We start from the raw sequence: 2,371 nt of genomic DNA, 5'->3' as shown, positions 1-2,371 counted from the left end.
TAAAAAAAGCTATAAAGAATGCCTAATCCAAAAGATTAGGTTTCTTTACAGCCCCTTTTAGTTTGCACGTGTTTTGCTAAAGTAAAGAAGATCTGTTGCTTGCATGTTGTTTTCATAGATTTCTTGAGGATAATAATCAATGAAAAAGTTTTCAATTTTATGACTATAATGATAACCAAGCTTTGTATAAATAAGCATGTTTGTCATTGAACTATTGGCGGTACCAATTAAAAAAGTTGTTTTGTTTTGATAAAGATTTTCAATATATTGAAGTAAGGATTTTCCATATCCACGTCCTCGATTATTTTCTAAAGTAAGTAAGTTTTTAATTTCAAGGGTAGTATCATTGATTTCTTTAACAGCAATAAAAGCAAGAGGTGTTTGTTTTTCAAAGTAAGCAAATAATCTTCCATCTCTTAAATAATTTTCAACAAGATTAATATTAGGATCACTTTCGCATAATAAAGATGCATAATCTAATTTATTTTCAATAATTTCTTCAATCATGTTTTATTCCTCCAATAGAGGTATTTTAACATATTTTAGAATATGTTAAAATAAGTTGAGGTGAATTTCATGAATCATAAATTAAATAAGAAAAAAGTAGCATTTGTTATTATAATAGCTGTACTTATTATTTCTTTAGGTGTTTTTCTTTTTAATAATGTAAATCAATCTACAAAAAAAGAAACACCTAAAAATGTACAAGAAAAAACAGTACAAAAAGAAGAGAAAAAGAAAGAAGAAGCTGAAGTGAATTTTACTATTTCTTTTGCTGGAGATTGTACACTTGGAAACTATGCCGGACAAGCTTATGATGGATCGTTTAATCAAGAATATAAAAGACAAGGAAGTGATCCTACATATTTTTTAAAGAAAGTAAAAGAAGTCTTTGAAAAAGATGATTTGACAGTTGTTAATCTAGAAGGACCTCTTACAACAGCAAGTAATCATCTTGAAAAAGAATTTCCTTTTAGTGGAGCTCCTGAATATACAAAAATATTGACTTCTTCATCAGTAGAAGCAGTTACCCTCGCCAATAATCATAGTGAAGATTATTATGAAGCAGGTCTTCAAGATACAAAAAAATATTTAGATGAAGCTTCTATTGGTCATTTTGGTTATGATGATTACTACATAAAAGAAATCAAAGGCATCAAGTGTGGATTTCTTGGTTATCGTTCACTTTCAGTATCTATGAATAATGAAAGTGGTCATCAAAAAATTCAAAATGCGATCAATCATTTAAAAAATGAGGAACAATGTCAACTTGTTTTTGTTTATTATCATTGGGGTATTGAAAGACAATATCAAGCCAATGAGGATCAAAGATCACTGGCTAAGTTTACCATTGATGCTGGAGCAGATGCTGTCATTGGTTCACATCCTCATGTTGTTCAAGGAACAGAAACCTACAATGGAAAACCTATTGTTTATTCATTAGGTAATTTCTGTTTTGGTGGTAATCGTAATCCAAGTGATACAGACACAATGATTTATCAACTCTCTTATTCTTTTAAAGGAACGACACAAACAGGATATCAAGTACAAATTATTCCATGTTCTTTAACTTCATCAAGAGGAAGAAACGATTATCAACCTTATATTTTAAAAGATGAACAAGCAAGTAGAGTCATGGAAAAGATTAAGAAATATAGTTATTAAGAGGGTAAAAATGAATACTTTTCTAGAATTAATTCATAGTAGACATAGTTTTCGTGGAGAATATCAAGCAGTTCCAGTAAAAAGAGAGGATCTTATCAAAATAATGCAAGCAGGAATCGACGCTCCTTCTGGATGTAATAAACAAACAACAAGTTTTATTGCGATTGATGATCCACATATTTTAAAACAATTACTCAATGTTATAGATCCGCCAATAGGACAAAGTGCTCCTGCTGCCATTTGTGTTCTCACTCAACGTATCTATGCATATCGTGATAAATGTTTTGCCATACAGGATTATTCAGCAGCGATTGAAAATATGTTACTAGCAATCATTGCTTTAGGATATCAAAGCTGTTGGTATGAAGGGCATATTACTGATGAAGATCAAATCGGTAAAAAAATGGCACATATATTAAATGTACCAGATGATTATGAATTGGTATGCTTTTTGCCAATTGGCATTCCAAAAGAGAAAAATATTATAAAAACAAAAAAGAAATCATTTGATGAGCGTGCTTGGTTTAATGGTTTTAAGAACTCTAAATAAAAAGAAATGGGAAATTTTTTCTCATTTCTTTCTTTTTTCTACCTTTATATTACCACAAAATGGGCTTTTTTTCAAGACTAGTCATTTCTGTAAAAGTCTTGTCTAAAGTGAAAAGTTAAATTCCACTTTAGATATGACAAAGTGGATTTTAGTCTT

General features: G+C 29.8%; 3 protein-coding genes. 2 read left to right on the top strand and 1 reads right to left on the bottom strand.

The features are described 5' to 3' along the window. Window positions 1-57 precede the first annotated feature (57 nt). The gene (locus LJD32_RS14785) at window positions 58-507 is read right to left on the bottom strand and encodes a GNAT family N-acetyltransferase (protein ID WP_119363463.1); all 450 of its coding nucleotides are present in this window, start codon (window positions 505-507) and stop codon (window positions 58-60) included. Window positions 508-576: 69 nt separating this feature from the next. Between LJD32_RS14785 and LJD32_RS14780 the strand changes: the two genes are divergently transcribed. After that, window positions 577-1,665 carry a CapA family protein gene (locus LJD32_RS14780; protein ID WP_227392800.1) on the top strand — a complete coding sequence of 363 codons (1,089 nt, stop codon included), beginning with the start codon at window positions 577-579 and terminating at the stop codon, window positions 1,663-1,665. A gap of 10 nt (window positions 1,666-1,675) precedes the next feature. Further along, window positions 1,676-2,215, top strand: coding sequence for a nitroreductase family protein (locus LJD32_RS14775; protein ID WP_172583818.1), 540 nt, complete (start codon window positions 1,676-1,678; stop codon window positions 2,213-2,215). The last annotated feature ends 156 nt before the right edge of the window (window positions 2,216-2,371 follow it).

The sequence above is a fragment of the Faecalibacillus sp. TM498 genome, assembly GCF_020589955.1.
Lineage (GTDB): Bacteria > Bacillota_I > Bacilli_A > Erysipelotrichales > Coprobacillaceae > Faecalibacillus > Faecalibacillus intestinalis.
This window is presented reverse-complemented; position numbering and strand designations above follow the sequence as displayed.